Below are 15,346 nucleotides of genomic sequence, written 5' to 3' on the forward strand. Positions count from 1 at the left end.
CGGGAGGAGGCATGAATTTCGCGCTTTTCATCAGGGAGATCGGTCGCGGCGCCACAGGCGCGCGCGACATGTCACGCGCCGAGGCGCAGCAGCTCTACGGCGCGATGCTGGACGGCGCGGTCCCCGAACTCGAACTCGGTGCCATCGCCATCGCGCTGCGCATGAAAAGCGAGACGGTCGACGAAATGGTCGGTTTTCTCGCCGCCGCCAGCGAACGCCTGCCAGCCCTGCGGCGTCCGCAGGGACGCATCCGCCCGGTGGTCATCCCGACTTACAACGGCGCACGCCGCAATGCCAATCTGACGCCACTGCTGGCGCTGCTGCTGCAGCGCTATGGCGTGCCGGTGTTGCTGCACGGATTGAGCGACGACTTCGGGCGGGTCACCAGCGAACAGGTGCTGCGCCAGTACGGCCTGCTACCGAGCTGCAGCCTGCAGCAGGCGCAGCTTCGGATCGACGAACACCACCTGACCTACCTGCCGCTGCCTTTACTTTCCGCGGGACTCGACCGACAGCTTGCCTTGCGCAATCGTCTGGGTCTGCGCAACAGTGCACACAGCCTGGTCAAGATGCTCGACCCCTTCCAGGGCGATGCCGTGCTGCTCGCCGCGGCGACACACCCCGATTACCTGACCAGCATGCGTGCCGTGCTCACCAGCGTCGGCGCCAATGCGCTCCTGCTGCGCGGCAGCGAAGGCGAACCTTTCGCCAACCCCAGGCGTCGTCCGACGATCGAGCATATCCATGGCGGCGTCAGCGATATCCTCTTCGAGGCCGAGCACGACAGCCTCAGAATCCTGCCACAGCTGCCCGAGAATTGCGACGCAGAGGCGACGGTCGCCTGGATGCGCCGTGTCCTCGCCGGCGAAGTTTCGCTGCCGCTACCGATCGCCAACCAGCTGGCCTGCTGCCTCTACGCCTGCGGCCGGGCAACCGATTTTCATCAGGCAAAAGCGCTGGTTGCGGTGGAAGGAAACGGCCTGGCAATGGTTTAACGGTCGCCCGGCTCAAGCTGCAACTTCCCGCGGCGCTCAGAAGGGGCGAAAATGCGCTACCTTCTTCGCCACGTGACCTGCAACCCCGGTCAAGCCGGTTTGCCGATTCGCCTGGCATGCTACAGAAAGCTGACATGAAGCGACAAAGAGCCACCATCATCGTCGAGATCGATAGCCGCATTCTGCTGGTGGAGAATCGTGGCGGACTTCTGCTGCTTCCCGGTGGCGGAATCAACCCGGCGGAATCCCATCTGCAGGCAGCGGCACGTGAACTTGCGGAAGAAACCCGCCTGATCGCCGAATCGATGCTCTTCCTGTTCAGCCATGAGTCGCCAACCAATTGCCACAGCGTGTTCTGGGCGGCGGCCTCGGGACTACCGTTTGCCGGCGATGACGCCACAGCACTGCATTTGTTCGAACCTCAGGACCTCGCCCTCACCAGCAGGATGTCACGGGCAAGCCGCCAGATTATCGATCGCTTCCTGCAAACGCGTGGCGAGGCTGCCGCCAAATGGTCTGCCAGAATGTCCGGCACTTCGGCCGCGGGCCACGACATCAGGGACGTGGAAGCCTTGTCTGGCGCCTACATCTGACGTCACCCCGGCAAATCGTGCACCATGCCGGCTCAGGCCGCGAACACAGGACTTCTCCATCTATCGCTGTCGAGAAGCGGGAAGTCGCAACGGAGAAAGCCATGCAAACAGGGAAAATGCGGTTGACGCTGGCATTCATTGCCAGTCAGGCGCTGCTTGGCTGCGCAACCGATGGCGCCTCCGGGCACGCCGACGTCTTGAGTGTTACTAGCTGGACCCTGGTCACGTCGGACGGTCAACAGCCACTCAGACTGTCGGCGGCAGACGATCCTCCCAGCCCTATGGCAAAACCGGGTCAGTCACCACAGACCAGCACGATGCTGCTCTGCGGCACTCGGCGCGTCCGCCTGGCGCCAGAGGGTGATACGCTGCAACTCCGTGTTGGTGATGAAGTCTTCACCATGCATCCGACGGAATCGGCATCCGGGGCAAGATATGTCGCCGCCCTCGATTCGACAACAAGCCTCTGGTCCAAAGGTGACCGGGCGACGCTAGTCATCAGGGGACAGACCTATCCGGAATGTACGCCGATGCCGGCACTCCCGAAACGTCCCGGCTCCATGGCCAGCAGCGGCATGCCTCAGCCGGAAACAGTCGCCGATGGGAGGACCGAAGACGGCTGAGGCAGCGGCCCCGAGATATTGCTGCCGGAAGGTGAGCGGGGGTCTCACGGCCAGGCGGCGTTTCTCCGGCGGCACTAGGGGTCGCTCATCCTGCCATGCGGCAATTGACACAACATCCTGGCGCGCCGCACCTGGTTGATCGCTCCGGAATTTCGGTTGCCATTGAATCGTACAGCCCCAGAGTGGGGGCGAGCCAACATTCCAGCCAAAGTCGCGGCACCCCAAGGCAATCGGAATTACCACGTCTCAACTGGAATACGCCACTTGCTCGACGGGCGCTGCGCCCAAAGCACCACCGGCTGTCCTGTCAATTGCCCAAGACGGTCGACACAGTCTGCCGAGTTTGTCGTACAATTCCTGCATTGCACGTGGTGGCCAGAGCATTATTGTGCTTGGTTCCCCACAGTCTAGCCGGATTGGTTTTGGGGGTATAGCTCAGTTGGTAGAGCAGCTGACTCTTAATCAGTAGGTCGCAGGTTCGAATCCTGCTGCCCCCACCAGAAAAAACAAATACTTGGCCCAACTCACAAGGTTGGGCTTTTTGTTTTCTGGCCTTCGTGTAGCCACCATGTAGCCATATTCGGGCAATCCTGATCAACGTCAGGCGGGGGAAGCGGCGGCGGCAGGGTGTTCGCCAGTTACGCTGTAACGCTCCCGGCATGCGGTGTGACCTTTTTGCAACATGCCTCATTTTCGCCATGCTCTTCGGCAGAGCCTTGGCCCAATCCTGAGCGCTGGCCACAATCGCCACGGGCCACCATGCGCCAGTGGCCGAGATCTCTTCCTACGAAGACATCATGGTAATCACGAGATCACCACCCCCGAGAAAGCTGCTCCTTCACCGCCTGTGGGTCAAGAACCAAAGCGCAGCCTTCCCAATCGGCATCTTCAACCTTGCTGTACTTGGCATCAAACGGATTGCGGGTAGCCGCGGCCCGATCGATGAGCTGCCGGGCTTCCTGCTCCTCATCCAGCGCAATCTTGACCCAGACATCTTCCAAGGTGTCTGGAATCTGGCCGAAGAGTTGATGAATGGATTCCAGTCGGTCGGCCAGTACACGGTGCACTCGGTCTTCCACAGAGTCGCGGTAGCGCAGATTGGCGATCCAGATTTCGCTACGGGCCTGGCCAATGCGCTGGATACGGCCCTTCCGCTGCTCCAGGCGCGTCGGGTTCCACGGCAGGTCGATATTGATCAGTGTCCCGAGTCGTTGCAGATTCAAGCCCTCGGAAGCCGCATCCGTTCCCAGCAGCAGCTTGAGTTCTCCGGCCCTGACACGCGCCTTGAGTACTTCCCGCCCGCAGCGCTGGAACCTGCCTTCGCGCCAGACGCCTGAGCGGTTGCTCCCCGCGTAAAGCCCGATTTCCATCCCGGAAAACTCTACCCGTCTTGCCAGTTCATCGCCGATCCAGCGCACCGTATCGTAATACTGCGAGAACAGGATGCAACCGAGATCGAGCCAGCGACGCGTGACACCCGGCTGGGTACCGCGAAGATAGCCGATCAGTGCTTCCAGCTTTGGGTCGTTATTACCACCTTGTTTGAGAAGGTCGAGGCAGCGGCGTAGCGATGTCATTTCCGCCTCGGTGAAGTGCTTGAAATCGCTGCTGCCCTGTGGCGGTCGGCCAACCTGAGCAGGCGTTTCCTCGTCGGCATCATCTTCATCCTCGTCATCGAGGGTGTCGGGTTCTTCGCCGAGGAGCCTGCTCACGGTGCGGCGCCCCGCTTCCATCGAGCTGCCCAAACGTCGCAACAGCAGCGTCTTGAAAAACCCCGCTCCTCTGACCCGTTGCTGGAGGAGTAGAGAAAACGCTTCCGCCTCCTGATACGCTTCGCGCAGGTAACCGCCGAGAACGAGCGCGCCCTGGTCTTCCTCACCAAACAGCTTCACGGTGACCTTGGGCAGGAGATAGGCGCCCGTGGCCGGATTGATCGTCGCTTCGAGGTAGGCACGGGTTCGGCGCACGATGCAGCGCAACAATGGATTGAAATTCTCGCCGAAGTGCGGGAGCAGCCTGTTCTGAAGCTGGACGCGGCGGATCGCGAGCGACAGCTTTTCCAGGCTCTCGGGGTTGAACTGCCAGCGCGTGTCGCTGGCATCGAGGCTCCGACGAATACGGTCGAATGCGGGGTCTTCGAACCGCGACGGCAGCGGGTCGCGAACGTATTGCCAACCGTCACGCACATCACGCGTTGGCACTGCGCCATCGCCGATGGCGATGGCGAGGCAATGACTCGGTCGAAACCAGGGGCTGGTATGCGTCCAGCCGCCAAGCACCCCCTCGTTGCCGTGCGAAAGAATATGCAGCAGATCCCACGCCTCGACCGGGTGCAGTTGCACCGGGGTCGCGGTCGCCAGCAGCATGCTTTTCGTCTTCGACCCGATTTGCCGCAGAAACGCCATCAACTTGTTGGGGTCTGCCCGTTCGTCGATTTCATCGGCGCCGGCGTCTACCTTCGGCAGCTTTCGGCGACGAGCGCGGTGGGCTTCATCGACGATGACACAGGTGTAGCTCCGGCTGAGCAGTTGATTGATCGCTTCCGACAGACCGCGCACCACCAGGCCCTGCGATACCAGACCGATTCGGCGCGGGCATTTGCCGAGCGACTTCGCCCCTTCCGACGGGTATTCCAGATCGTTCTCGTCAACCCAGGCGCGGCCATTCCAGCGGGCCGAGGGCAGCAGGAGCAGTTCCATCAACTCATCCTGCCACTGCTGAAGAAGCGGCTTGGGGGCAAGCACCAGGATCGGGCCACCGTCGGGGTCGTCGAGCGCCATCAGGAGCGCGGCCATGGCGAGCTGAACGGTTTTCCCCAAACCGACCTGATCGGCCAGAACCAGACGCGCGCCCCCCAGCCGGTGCCGTTCCAGAGCCAGGTGGGCGAAATATTTCTGGTGCGGCCAGAGACCCTGTTCGCGGCGATAGACCGGTGTTTCCCCGCAGCAGCGGCTGCGGCGTCGGTGGGGTCGGCGATAGCCATGATGTCTGCGGGTTCGATGACCTTTCTTGCCATGATGCGCCGTACGTCCTGCGCGATGAACGGGCAACAGGCGAGATCCACGGCGCGGGCATCGTTCCACAGCGCATCGAACTCCTCCTGCACCCAGGCAATCGTTTCCGGGTCGCTGTCTTCCCACAGCAATTCGTAGTTCAGCTTCCAGGCCGACGCACTCTCGTTGACGCTGCCAAGAAAGGCAGTGGCCGAGCCATCGGCACGCCGCACGACGCCGGCTTTGCCGTGCACCAGACCGAAGGCGGAATCGGGCAGCACCCGCACTTCGACCTTCTTGCTGGTCAAGGCTGCGTAGAGGGCACGGTAACGCGGCAGTGCTGCGGGTGGCGCTTCCTCCGGTTTGCCTGAGCACCAGCTTCGGCGCAGCGCGGCCTGCGCCGCCGCAGCCGTGATCAGGTCTTGCAGATCGAGATCGGCGTTGCAGACGATGCGCACCGGCCCCTTCACACTGGCGATGGCTTCCCCGGCCACCTCGAACAGGCTGGAACGGAAGTAGCCGGCAATGCGGTCGTAGGCCACGGCCCCGTCCAGATGCTGGTTCAGGACCGTCTGGTCGAGCCGGCTACGGCGGCTGGAATGGCGCGTGAGCATCGCAAACGCAGGGCTGAATAACTCTCCCGATCATTCGTCGCCGGTCAGTGGCGCGCGCTGGGTAACTTGATCCAGAATCGCTTGAAACGCAGCCGGATCGGCTCGATCAGCGCGTGTTTGAAGATACGTCTCGGCAGTGAGCGCAGAGATCTTTTCAGCCACCGCGCTGGTGATGAACTGATCAATAGGTACGCCTTCCAGGTCGGCCATTTCCTGGAGGTGGCGTTGAATGGAATTGGGCAGGGTCAGATTCAAGGTAGTCATTGCAGATCCTCCAGCATGTTCTTCGGGGTCACCACTTCGATGCCAAACCGGATCGCCGGACGGAAATCCTTGGCATTGAAGGTCACGATACGCCGCACTTGTGCAGCGACCGCCAGTTCCAGAACCATATCGTCATTGGCATCGGGGAGGCAGGGCCGCCACAGGAAATAAACGGCCTGAAAGTCCGCCAAGGCGCACAGATTGTCAAGCACGACTTCCACCTGCGCATCGCTCAGACTCAGCACCGCGTGATTGCGCTTGAGCACGTCTTCGTACTCGAACAGCAAAGGCGTCGACAGCGCGATACGCACCCTGCCTTCGGCGATCGCTTTGAGCAATTGGTACGATTTCCCGCTAGCCGAATAGAGGCCCGCGTAGAGCACATTGGTGTCGAGGACAATGCGCGGCGGTGATTCAGGCATGGTCATTACGCAGGCGTCCGGCGAGGATGCGGGCGGCTTCGGAGTCGGCGGTCCATTCGTTCATTCCCTCGGCGTTGGCCAGCACGGCAAGCCATTCGAGCAGCGCGATGAAGCCTTCACGTTTGCCCCAGTAGCCCTGGCCAAAGGAATCGCGCAGGTATTGCCGGCCAGGCTCCGGGCTGTTGTCGGCGGCAGCGGTTTCGCGGATGGCGAACATCAGGTGCCGCAGCGGTGAAACGGCAAACGGGTGGGGCGCGCCTGTGCCCGCTCGGCCACGGCGTGCCGGTAGTGCCGCGGGATTGGACTCTGCTCCCTGGACGGGTGCGAGCAGACTCGTCGCCAGGCCAGTGGGGGTGAACAGACGGGTGCCGTTGGCCTTGTCGCTCTTCAGGAGGGGACGGATGTCGGTGACACCGAAGCCACGAGCCAGCTCTTCGTACATGCCCTTGCGGCGCTCTCCCCGGCTCTCGATGTCCAGCGCACGCAGGTAATAGCGCTCGACGAGCGACAGCTCGCGCCACGAGGCGTCCAGCCCGCGCGGGACGAGCGTGTCGCAGGCGATCCCAAGGGCGCGCTCGATGACGGTCTGGAAGTCACTTTTCTCGTTCTTCGCCCGCACCGCAAAGACTTCGTGCTCGACATCCTTGCCATCGAGGTTGCCATACTGGGTGAGCACCTTGAGCGCAGCGGCGTAGGCCGCGAGCTGGTAGTCGGCATCGTTGAAGTTGGGTTCGCCGTCTTCGTCGAGGGCCTGCATCGACGCGATCTGGCGTTTCACTTCGTCCTCGACCATCGGATAAACCTCGTCGAGAAATCCGGGTTCGTTGGCGATGCGCTTGCGCAGGACGAGGCAGACGGTCCCTTGCACGTAGTTGCCCTTCTTGATCCCCGCCGCTTCGGTCTCGGTGCTGATCGTCCAGGCCGCAGTGGCCTTGAGACCAGCAGCCCAGAGGATCATGCCGAGATCGGCCCAGACGGCGGGGTTCTGATGGGTGAACATGACCATCTGCAAGCCGTTTTCCGGCATGTGCCGGGCGAGATTGCGGTAAATCTCGACCATCGAGCGACGGAAGTCTTCGCCATCACCGCGCACGGCCAGTTCGGCGCGGGCATCGGGCGTCCATTCTGGAAAGGCTTTGGCGAGTTGCTTGTCATACCATGCGAGGAAGAAGTCGCCGAGTTCATGGTAGTTGACGGCGTCAGCGTAGGGTGGATCGGTGATCCAGAGGTCGCAGGTTTCGTGGAGGTCGCGGGCATCAGTGACCGATACAGCACCAAACCCCGAAATCCTAACCGACGGGTTTTCTCGCATCAGGTAATTGCTGAGCGCATGCAACCCCCGGCTGCAATAATTGAACATTGGATTTAGCGCCTGGTTGTAAAAGACCTGATGCACTGCCCCAATTCCTCCGGACGTACTTAGCCACGGATCCCAAGAACATAGCTTCGAGTGCCAATTTGCGCAGACACCTATTCGGAGCAAGCGGTCGATCTGGGAATTGGTATCTTTACTTAAGCTGCTACCTATCTCGGAAATGAGTCCATGTAACAACAATTGTCTTGGTGTGAATAAATGGTGCCAGTGGGTCCAGCCTCGATTTCGGATGGGCTCTTCGGTTTTGTCGCCGCCCTCCGGAATTGCCATGGACGGGATGAATCCCTCGCGCTGCCAGTCGGCAAATCGTTCGCGTAGCAGTTCGAGCACCCTTGCTTCACGGGACAGATCGACAGCTTCGGGCGAAGCGTAACGATACGTGCCATCGGCGCTAATCCAGCGGATGCAGTAAAGCCGTTCCTGAAACACATCTTCAGGTCGAGGAACGAGATCCTCGTTGCTCCAGCGCCGAAGACCGTTGGGACCACGCAACGCTTCCACGGACCACGACCGGTTAGGATTGAAAGGATCGACGACACGGCTATCAATAACAGTAGCGCCTTTCTTGTTCTTGTACAGCCTCAGTTCGCTCTCACTTACTGCAGTGACCTCAGGCCGCAATTGCACTGAACCGGGCATCCGATGCCAAATGGCGACAATCCTGAATTTCTCTGAAATCACCCAACTGGGTGCGAGCGGAATGAAATAGTCGCTACCTTCTGGTTTCACTTCCACACAATAAAGAAAGGCTTGAGCTCTTTCGGAGCGGCCATTGTGTTCAATTCGCCACTCGGTGACTTGCTGATCGACACCAGAAAAAACCTCCTCCTGTGCACGCCTAACACAGGCCTGCTCCGCCGCGCTGTGGCCCAGCAGGTTGAAACTGGCCCAAGTGAGCAAACCTGCGACGGGATTGAGGTCGGAGCCGAAGGCTTCGCAACCGATGCGGGCTGCCTCGAACGGAATGGAGCCACCGCCGCAGAAGCTATCCCCAACGCGTGGCGTGTGGCCGAAGGTTCTCTGGCCGAGTTGTTCGACCAGTTCGGCAAGGTTCGTGGCCCTGGTGCCGAGGTGGACGTTGATCTCTGCCCAGGCTTCCACCGTCGGACCAGAAATGTTCTCCGGCCGTTCGCATTCCTTGAGGCGTTCGGTGTAAGTCAGTGCGTCGAAGGTCGCGCGGTCTTTGATTCTTCCTTTATTACGCTGCCAAGTGCCGTCGTCGTCCATGGTCAGGATTTTGAGGAAGATCTCCCGATCCCTTTTCGGATTGCCTGATGCCGGCATCAACATGCCGAGAATGGAGGCGCGGACGAGGATGAGTGGCTTCCGCCCCCACCACTTGCCGATTCCAGTAAGTGTTTGACCCGTAACAGCCTTACGTTCTTTGTAGGCCTCGGCCGAGAGGCGGGCGATGGGGAACTGCGTTTCAATGAAGGTGCTCATTCGGTAGCCGCCCAGTTTTCCAATTGCAGACCCCGGACTTTAGAAAACTCGCGAGTGTTGTTGGTGACCAGCACGGCATTGACGCACAGTGCGTGCGCGGCAATCAGCGTGTCCAGGGAGCCAATCGGTTCCCCCCGGCGCTCCAGGTCAGCGCGCAAATCACCATAAACCCACATGGCCGTGCTATCAAAAGGGAGGACTTCCAGCGGAGCCAGAAACATTTCCAGCGCCTGGCGATTGCGTATCGAGGCGCTTTTGGCCACACCAAAGGCAAGTTCCGCAGCCACCACACTCGACAGCCCGATGTCACCCAGTCGGTATTGGTGAAAACGTGCCAGCACTTCGGGCGGTCTGGTGTTGATGATGTAAATGCAGATATTGGTGTCAAGCAGAATCATGCGGCAATCTCGGCACGATCCTGCGTTGCCGGTTGCTCCCGTGTCATGACAAAGCCAGGCTCGAACAATGACAGCGCGGTTTCCAGCGTTTGCCAGGGGTCATCCATAGGTAGCAGGAGGACGCCATTGCCAAAATGCTGCACCACCACTTCGGTGCCGGCAAACCGGTATTCCTTGGGAAGCCGAACGGCCTGGCTGCGGCCCGATCGAAAAAGGCGTGCGGTATCCATGTGAAACCCCGAAAAAGGTCATGACCAATGATAGCTACTTATTGTCGCAGTGTCAGACGAAGATCGAGGAACGGATCAGAGCGTCATCCAGAGATTCAGAGGGAAAGAGAGAGCTGCGAATGCTCGAGCAGTTCGCGGCGCGCCTTGGGCGACAGTCCCTCACCTTTGACGAACGGATTGTCCGCAATGGCGGCTCGTAGCGCCTTGCGCCAGCCGATACCCTTCTGCATCGCCTGGCCGGTAGTCGCCACGGTCATGGTGTAGAGCCACCAGCGTTCCTCGGGTGCCAGCGCTTCCCAGTTGTGCAGGGCGTTCGGGATGTCGTCGGGCGAGGCGTCTTCCACCGCCCAGCAGAGGATGCAGAGTTCCTTGCCTAGCGACGGATGCACGGGCACCGGCCTGCCAGGGTTCTTCTGAAACTTGGCGGCGGGCAGGCCGTTGGCGCGCAGGCGGCGGTTAGCCTCCTCCCAAAAGGCTGGGGCCAGCGCCAGCCAGCGGTTGCGGTCGATGACCACACGCAGTGCCGGATCGTTGGGGGACGGCGCATCCACCGCGCGCGCTCCCAGATGGTCGAGGTCGTTGCCGCGATGCTCGGTGATGCAGATGAGTCCGCTGGCGCCGCTACCCATCGGGATGTCGATCAGGAAGCCATGGCGGGCTTCGTCCGGTAGAAAACCGAGACCGACGACTTTGCGTGCGGGTGATGTGGAAACGCCTGCCATCGCTTACTGGCTCACTTTGGCAACATTGAAGGGCTGATTGGTGGCCAAGAGCCAGTCGAGCAGTGCCTGCCCGGTGGGAAAGGATAGTGCGCCCGCAGTCATGCGCAAGCTGCCGTCTTTGACGATCTCCTGAAGCTTTTCGGCGACCGACCTCGCTGCAGCGGCACCGTAGCCGCCGTCCAGTGCCCCCGAATAGTCGACGTTCTGCTGGCCATCGCTGCTTTCTGCCGTGAGGCTGAGGTCATGGGCGCTGACACCACTGGCTGCCGCCAATCGCTGGATGAAATCCCAAACCGCGCTGGCGTCATCGAGCTTCGTTTGCTGGTTCCAGCGGGCCGGGAGTCCGGGATCTATGGGCAGGCGTTCCGCCCGTCCTTGCTGTGGGATGGTGATCCTTAGCGTCTCGGAGTTGAGGTCATAGGCGCTTGATACCGCTACGGCGCACACCACGCGGCAATTCGCCGGCACGCGGAATGGCCTATCGTAAGTCGCAGCGCCTGCACTGGTTGGCGAGGAACCATCCGTGCTGTAGCGGATAGTGACCCCGTTGGCCTTGGGTAGGGCCAGCAGCTCGACTTCGTAGTGGCTACCACGGTTGTGAAGTTGATATTTGAGCCGGAGCTTCGCAGACCATTCCTTCACCGCACTGACGCGGACCATATCGGCAGGATCGAAGGCGAGGAAGCGGTAACGCAAGCCGACGGCTTCAAAGCGGCTTGGCGTCGGCACGGGACTGGAAGCGCTGGTGGGATCCGAGTCACCGGTTTCATAAACGAGAGACGGCGCATGCAGCGGTTCGATTTTCAGATAGGTGTGACCGTCGCCGTCTTCCTGCACGGAGAGCTCGCGAAGAGACACCTCTGGAACGGGCGGGGGAAACGGACCGCGGCGGATGTGATTGCCTTCTTCGCGCCACAGTCCGCGCCGAACACAGTCGGCTTTGAGGTCATCGAGCGCTGAAATCTTGTGCAACGGCCAGTTGGTATTGACCGCGGCAGCGCGCTTGAAGTCTGACCACAGGACGACTTTGCTCTGTGCCGAACCGAACAGGCGAACCTCCGCCCGCGTGCGGAAGCTCTCGTCGTCGATCCTGGTGGTGAATTTCTGCGCGCCTTCAAGGGTCTTGCGGATGGTGGCTTCGCCACTCTGGTTGCCGGCGAAAGCGAGATCGGTGCCGGTGGCTCGCAGTGCGGAACTGATCGACGGATAAACAATCTGGTCGAAGGCTTCCTTCAGGGCGGCAGTGAATTGCAGGCCGACGCGGTCGCGGAGTGCATCGAGCGCCCGCCATTGCGGGTCGTCCGCCGGCGTGTTTTCCGATCTGAGCTCGTCGTCGATGCTTTGCAGGGCGCGCGTCTGCCGCGCCGAATCGAGGACCTTCTGGAAAGTGTCGCGCGAGCCGGTAAGGAAGAGGACGCGATTCTTGTACTGTTGCTGGCCCCACCACGCCTGCCAGTCAGCGGAGATGGGCAACTGGTTTGCCTGGCCGCCAGGCCGTACGATGACCAGAGTGGTCTTTTCCTGCTCGACCTGAACTTCGTCGGGCGGCGGCAGGACTTTGATGACCTGGTAGCAGTCTCGGAGCGAAGCGGAAAAGTAGGACTCCAGGTGTTCGCGGAGCATCCGGTCTACGGTTTCGGCGTGCAGTGAGAGCGCCGTTGAACGCAGCTTGGCGGCGAGATTCTGCTGGTTCTTGAAGAACAGGCGGCCGTCCGCTGAACTGTGGAGATACCAGGCACGCGTCGCCAGTTTGTCGAGGACGTTGGCCTTGAAGGTGGATAGGTCGCGACCGGGCCGCTGGAGACAATCGACCAGTTGATACTCGCGCAGCCCGTGAATCGCGCCCGGCGTACTGGAGAGGGAGGCGACCAGAATGACTCGCGCCGCTTCGGAGGCGTCGGCGTTCCCATTGGCCAGGTCGATCTGCTCAACTTCGGAGTCACCACCGTGCGCGATGTCATGCGCTATGGCTTCACTCAACGAGGGATTGATGGTACGAATCTCGGAAGCGATCTCGTCGACGTTGAAGTCAATATCGTATGGACTGATCAGGTCCTTCGCCGCTGCCTTATCGGATTTCCAGAGGTCGGAGACCACCATCTGCATCAGGCGGATGACGCCACGGGTCTGTTGAAAGCCTTCGTTTTCCTTGAACTTGCCGACAAGCTCACGCAAATCGGGATGAAAGGGGTAGGCATCGATCACCCGCGTATAGAGTGATTCCGGCGTGGTGGAGGTCAGGTTCATGCGCACCGCCTCGCGCAGCGCATCCCGGTAGGCAGCGGCAACCCGCTCGCTGTCTGCCTGGGGCGCAACGCTCTGAAACAGCCGTTTACGCAGGATGTGATAAAGCTCGTCTCCGTTTGGATTCACCGGTGTGATCGGGACGGCAATTCGACGAGACTCTGAGGTGATACCTTTCACGGCACGGTCAAACGCCGCCTGCAAATTCGCCTGGCCAAGGCTGAAATTGCTTCCGGCAAGATCGGACAGAACAAGGCAAACGTTGTCCATCTCGGCAACAGCGACAAATAGATTGCCGAGCGCGGTGGTCGTGACCACAGCCAGATCACCATTGCCGACCGGAACCGTCACCGCGTATTCAAGGTACGGCGGCAACTCGTCCAGAAAAAGCACCAACGGGTCACCGCCCAGCAACTGTTTCCACGCCTCTGGGCCAGGCGCGCTGAGCAGTGGCGATACATAGCGGGCAAATTGAACCGCCTTGCCAAGTTGTTCGGCTACAGACCCCCAGATGCCTCCCGTAGCGTCGGTGTTACGCCCATTGAAGCCCACCACACGACAGCGCCCCAACTTGGGTGCCGGGTCCTTGTCGCCCAGGACGCGGCGGCGCAATTCCGGATCACGTGCGATCAAACCCAGCCCGATCATGCTATGCGTCTTGCCACCCCCCATCGCCTGGGACAGCAGAAAGACTGACGAACCGGCCCCAGCACCTGAGAGGTGCCGAAACGCACGATCAACCAGGGTCACCATGCCATTGGTGAAGTAGTTCTCGTCGAAAAACTCGGAACCGTGAACCTGACCCTTGAGGAATGTATCGAGGCTGAGAACCGTGGCCCGGCGGTCAGCGGCAAAGACGGAGGCTCGGGGATTGCAAAGAGTCTTGAGTGTCATGGATCGTCGTCGAACGCGATTGAACGAAAGCTCGTTGAGGAAGGCAAGCAGAAGAGGACACCAGGGTATGAGGTCAGCGCCTCTACACTCGGATTCGAGGTTTCATCACATGCCGAACCGTTGGCGCACGTTATGGCCGACAGGGTCTGGATGATCGCGATCTCCACAAATTGCATCAAAAACAAGCAGAGTCAGAAACTTCACTTATTTCTCCAGGGTGACGTTTGCAGTTCCTTCCGCCCCCATATGGACGGTCAGGATACTGACGGTGGCAGTCCCGAGGTTCATCCCTCTATGAGGGACATGCATCGCCTCCATCAAGGCATCCCCTTTGCGATACACCCGCTGGCCTGATGCCCCATAATCCACCGTCACCTCACCTTCCAGAATGTATGCAAACATCGGCGCCGGGTGACGGTGGAACAGGGTTTCGGCACCTGGTTCAATTGTGACGACGCTTGCCTTGACAAAGGCTGCTCCTGTCGATGGGTAGCGGATCACTTCGCCAAGCACAGTCGTATTCGTGGTTAGTAGCTCCTTGGCAGGATATGCCTGTGCCCATCCAGGGGCGGGAGTTGCGAGGACAAGAATGAGGGCACCGATCTGACAAATATTTAGCATTGATTCATCCAATCAGTAGTGATGTATGGCACACCACTCGGGCGCGACACACTGCCAGCAAGTTGATTCTCAACGATGGCATGAAAGGCAGCGTGGATCGTCACATTGGGCAATTCAACGCGTGCCCAGCGATGGTATTTTTCCACGAGTCCAATGCGTATCTGCTCGTCAAGCGCTAGCCATTCCTTGGGGTTCGGGGTCTGATCGGGATCGTAGCGATTCATCATAGACGCGTTCTCCTAACGACCAAGCTGAAGAGGAGTGGTGCTCATTTCCACAGCCAGTTCCAACGCCAAGCAGGGGTGCATGACAGAGGTGGCCCCGCTTGTTTGGACAGGAAATGCGCCTGGATAAGTGGAGCCCTGCCAGTTGCGGTCAGCTGATCGTTGTTGCGGTTGGTGTTGACCTGCCAAGATTTTATACGAAACGAATAGAGCTCGGTGGAGCTTGTGGGCGAAGGGACGCGCGGTGGGAAAGTCGCCAGACTTTGCCGTCCCTGCTGATCCGGATGTGGTGCATCTTGAGCAACCCCGTGAACACACCGCTGGTGAATTGACAACCCTGATCGGTGTTGAAGATCTCTGGGCAACTGTAGCGGTGGAAGGCTTCGCGCACAGCCTCCAGACAGAAGTCGGTGGTCAGGGTGTTGGAGAGCCGCCAGGCAAGGACCCGCCGCGAGAACCAGTCGATCACGGCGAACAGGTAGAGAAAGCCCCGGCGCATCGGGATGTACCATTTATCCTCCTGTCCGAATTTCCGGGGCCCGCTCTGATTTCATCAATCCGAATTCCTCACGCCATAGAAATCCCGGCAACTTTGCCGGGGCCTGCCTTACAATCCCCACAGGCACGGTCATCGCGGCGGTTCATTCCAGCCCGCTGGATCAGCTGCAAGACCCCCGCATCTGGACCGGAC

Annotated in this window: 14 protein-coding genes, 1 tRNA gene and 1 pseudogene; 4 read left to right on the top strand and 12 right to left on the bottom strand. The window is 60.4% G+C overall.

The window, feature by feature from the left end; genetic code table 11:
- Window positions 1–11: 11 nt before the first annotated feature.
- The 4 genes from ybiB (at window position 12) to AC15MQ_RS12990 (ending at window position 2,711) form a co-directional block, all read left to right on the top strand.
- On the top strand, window positions 12–995 hold the full coding sequence (gene ybiB / locus AC15MQ_RS12975; RefSeq protein WP_483080340.1) for a DNA-binding protein YbiB: 984 nt from the start codon (window positions 12–14) through the stop codon (window positions 993–995).
- Between the two features lie 134 nt (window positions 996–1,129).
- Window positions 1,130–1,588 carry an NUDIX domain-containing protein gene (locus tag AC15MQ_RS12980; protein ID WP_287652076.1) on the top strand — a complete coding sequence of 153 codons (459 nt, stop codon included), beginning with the start codon at window positions 1,130–1,132 and terminating at the stop codon, window positions 1,586–1,588.
- Between the two features lie 101 nt (window positions 1,589–1,689).
- Window positions 1,690–2,211, top strand: coding sequence for an MliC family protein (locus tag AC15MQ_RS12985; protein ID WP_287670467.1), 522 nt, complete (start codon window positions 1,690–1,692; stop codon window positions 2,209–2,211).
- Window positions 2,212–2,635: 424 nt separating this feature from the next.
- Window positions 2,636–2,711: transfer RNA gene (locus AC15MQ_RS12990), tRNA-Lys, on the top strand.
- 312 nt (window positions 2,712–3,023) lie between these two features.
- Here the strand turns inward: AC15MQ_RS12990 and AC15MQ_RS12995 are convergent.
- The 12 genes and pseudogenes from AC15MQ_RS12995 to AC15MQ_RS13050 form a co-directional block, all read right to left on the bottom strand.
- A complete protein-coding gene (locus tag AC15MQ_RS12995) occupies window positions 3,024–5,090 on the bottom strand; it encodes a helicase-related protein (RefSeq protein WP_483080648.1) in 2,067 nt (688 codons plus the stop codon).
- Complete coding sequence (locus AC15MQ_RS13000; RefSeq protein ID WP_483080341.1) at window positions 4,991–5,818, bottom strand: phospholipase D-like domain-containing protein; 828 nt, start codon at window positions 5,816–5,818, stop codon at window positions 4,991–4,993. The genes AC15MQ_RS12995 and AC15MQ_RS13000 overlap by 100 nt, the downstream gene beginning before the upstream one ends.
- Before the next feature lie 30 nt (window positions 5,819–5,848).
- Window positions 5,849–6,082: a toxin-antitoxin system HicB family antitoxin gene (locus AC15MQ_RS13005; RefSeq protein WP_483080342.1), complete on the bottom strand. Its 234-nt coding sequence runs from the start codon at window positions 6,080–6,082 to the stop codon at window positions 5,849–5,851.
- Window positions 6,079–6,510: a putative toxin-antitoxin system toxin component, PIN family gene (locus AC15MQ_RS13010; RefSeq protein WP_483080343.1), complete on the bottom strand. Its 432-nt coding sequence runs from the start codon at window positions 6,508–6,510 to the stop codon at window positions 6,079–6,081. The genes AC15MQ_RS13005 and AC15MQ_RS13010 overlap by 4 nt, the downstream gene beginning before the upstream one ends.
- Window positions 6,497–9,322 carry an anti-phage-associated DUF1156 domain-containing protein gene (locus tag AC15MQ_RS13015; protein WP_483080344.1) on the bottom strand — a complete coding sequence of 942 codons (2,826 nt, stop codon included), beginning with the start codon at window positions 9,320–9,322 and terminating at the stop codon, window positions 6,497–6,499. The genes AC15MQ_RS13010 and AC15MQ_RS13015 overlap by 14 nt, the downstream gene beginning before the upstream one ends.
- Entirely contained in the window at window positions 9,319–9,720 is a 402-nt protein-coding gene (gene vapC, locus AC15MQ_RS13020) for a type II toxin-antitoxin system tRNA(fMet)-specific endonuclease VapC (protein ID WP_483080345.1), read from the bottom strand. The genes AC15MQ_RS13015 and vapC overlap by 4 nt, the downstream gene beginning before the upstream one ends.
- Window positions 9,717–9,950 carry an antitoxin gene (locus tag AC15MQ_RS13025; RefSeq protein WP_287670474.1) on the bottom strand — a complete coding sequence of 78 codons (234 nt, stop codon included), beginning with the start codon at window positions 9,948–9,950 and terminating at the stop codon, window positions 9,717–9,719. The genes vapC and AC15MQ_RS13025 overlap by 4 nt, the downstream gene beginning before the upstream one ends.
- Before the next feature lie 95 nt (window positions 9,951–10,045).
- Window positions 10,046–10,672, bottom strand: a complete 627-nt coding sequence (locus AC15MQ_RS13030) for a DUF3780 domain-containing protein (protein ID WP_483080346.1) — start codon at window positions 10,670–10,672, stop codon at window positions 10,046–10,048.
- Window positions 10,673–10,675: 3 nt separating this feature from the next.
- The gene (locus AC15MQ_RS13035) at window positions 10,676–13,810 is read right to left on the bottom strand and encodes a DUF499 domain-containing protein (RefSeq protein ID WP_483080347.1); all 3,135 of its coding nucleotides are present in this window, start codon (window positions 13,808–13,810) and stop codon (window positions 10,676–10,678) included.
- 204 nt (window positions 13,811–14,014) lie between these two features.
- Window positions 14,015–14,431: a cupin domain-containing protein gene (locus AC15MQ_RS13040; RefSeq protein WP_483080348.1), complete on the bottom strand. Its 417-nt coding sequence runs from the start codon at window positions 14,429–14,431 to the stop codon at window positions 14,015–14,017.
- The gene (locus AC15MQ_RS13045) at window positions 14,425–14,658 is read right to left on the bottom strand and encodes a hypothetical protein (protein WP_287652065.1); all 234 of its coding nucleotides are present in this window, start codon (window positions 14,656–14,658) and stop codon (window positions 14,425–14,427) included. The genes AC15MQ_RS13040 and AC15MQ_RS13045 overlap by 7 nt, the downstream gene beginning before the upstream one ends.
- Before the next feature lie 259 nt (window positions 14,659–14,917).
- A pseudogene (locus tag AC15MQ_RS13050) lies at window positions 14,918–15,172 on the bottom strand (transposase); the annotation flags it as partial.
- Between the last annotated feature and the right edge of the window lie 174 nt (window positions 15,173–15,346).

The organism is Candidatus Accumulibacter propinquus (genome assembly GCF_056856495.1).